Below are 1,573 nucleotides of genomic sequence, written 5' to 3' on the forward strand. Positions count from 1 at the left end.
GCGAGCGCGTCGCCATTCTCGCATCGTGGAATCAGCAACGACGATCCCGTGAAAACCCCCGCTTCTTCAGCACAGCCTTAAAGCGAAAGGTCAACCCTACCCGTATGCCAATTGAAGAAAAGGAAAGCTATCGCTGGCTAGAAAACCTGAGACAATCCACAGCATTACTGGGCGAACCGGAACGCTGCCTACATATCGGCGATCGCGAAAGCGACATTTACGAGGGCGGCCTCAAAAGTGAGGTGCAACACTTATTTCGTATAAGGTGTTGCAATGCCCGACAAAACTACTTCATACCAGCACCTTCAACCTGAAGAACGCCTCGCCATCGCAAGCCTACGACTGCAGGACGTGAGCATTCGGGCCATGGCCCGAATGCTCGGGCGCTCGCCCTCCACCGTGAGCCGTGAACTGACGCGCAACAGCTCTCTTGCTCGCTACGCATCAGTGCCAGCTCAAGCGCTGTGCGCCGCCCGCCGTAGGGCTGGTCGCGGCCCCGCCAAGCTTTGCACGCAAGGCGTTCGCTGGCGGATTGTGCTCACGTTGCTGGACTGGAAGTGGTCGCCCCAGCAGATATCGGGCACACTTAGGCGGATGTATCCGACCGACCCCACCCAGCACGTATCGCATGAAACCATTTACACGGCTATCTACGCTCAGCCGCGTGGCGAATTGCGCCGCCAGTTGATTGCCTGCCTGCGCCACGGCCACAACAACCGCATGTCGCGCACGCGCGGCACAGACCGACGCGGGCAGATTCCCGACATGGTGAGTATTCACGTACGCCCGCCCGAAATCGAGGACCGCCTGCTGCCTGGCCACTGGGAAGGCGACTTCATCAAAGGCGCTGGGAACCAATCCTCCGTTGGCGTGCTGGTTGAACGCACCAGCCGGCTGGTGCTGCTTGCCAAGATGGACGATGCTACCGCCGCCTCAGCTCTGGCGGGCTTCTCGGCCAAACTCAACTCGATTCCTGAACCCCTGCGCCACAGCTTCACTTATGACCAAGGCAAGGAACTTACGCGCCATCAGGAACTCGCCGCGGCCACCGGCGTGCGCGTGTACTTCTGTGACCCCCATAGCCCCTGGCAACGCGGCACATGTGAAAACACCAACGGCTTGCTGCGACAATACTTGCCCAAAGGAACCGACCTCTCGGTCTACACACAGGACGAACTCGATGCTATCGCCGACAGCCTGAACAACCGGCCGCGCGCAACCCACGCGTTCTATTCGCCGCTCGAGGTCTTCGCCGCCACGCTCGCCTCAGCAACCCAACCTCAAAACGCTAAACATTAACCCCCCTGTTGCACTTCGAATTGAAACCGCCGAGCTATTCTGCGAAGCGCATGATTTGGGCACGCACTTCCTCGTGCGCACATGCGTTGACCGCCTGGCTGGCGACGGAGAGCATACGATCGCCGACGAGATGGCCGAGGCGAAGGTCAAGGGTCTCCATCGTGTTGAGCTTCGCGATTCTAAAGGCCGTCCCGACGAAGCCTTTTTGGAGATCCGGTATCGCCGCATTACCGTGCTACCACCTCTCTATAAGCAGCGTCGCTATCCCGAGCTA

The 1,573-nt window shown here is 59.4% G+C and carries 1 protein-coding gene and 2 pseudogenes; all 3 read left to right on the forward strand.

The features are described from left to right. Nucleotides 1–314 (forward strand): annotated as a pseudogene (locus tag AWB65_RS37575) (hypothetical protein); the annotation flags it as partial. After that, nucleotides 274–1,299 (forward strand): IS30 family transposase, encoded by a 1,026-nt coding sequence (locus tag AWB65_RS34825; RefSeq protein ID WP_087671257.1) that lies wholly within the window; start codon nt 274–276, stop codon nt 1,297–1,299. The pseudogene AWB65_RS37575 and the gene AWB65_RS34825, both read left to right, overlap by 41 nt. A gap of 55 nt (nt 1,300–1,354) precedes the next feature. After that, nucleotides 1,355–1,573 (forward strand): annotated as a pseudogene (locus AWB65_RS37580) (IS4 family transposase); the annotation flags it as partial.

This window comes from Caballeronia humi, from assembly GCF_001544475.1.
Taxonomy (GTDB): Bacteria; Pseudomonadota; Gammaproteobacteria; order Burkholderiales; family Burkholderiaceae; genus Caballeronia; species Caballeronia humi.

What these genes read in the sequence shown, in the direction of transcription:
- AWB65_RS34825 (WP_087671257.1), top strand. Translation starts at nt 274, where the DNA reads ATGCCCGACAAAACTACTTCATACCAGCACCTTCAACCTGAAGAACGC.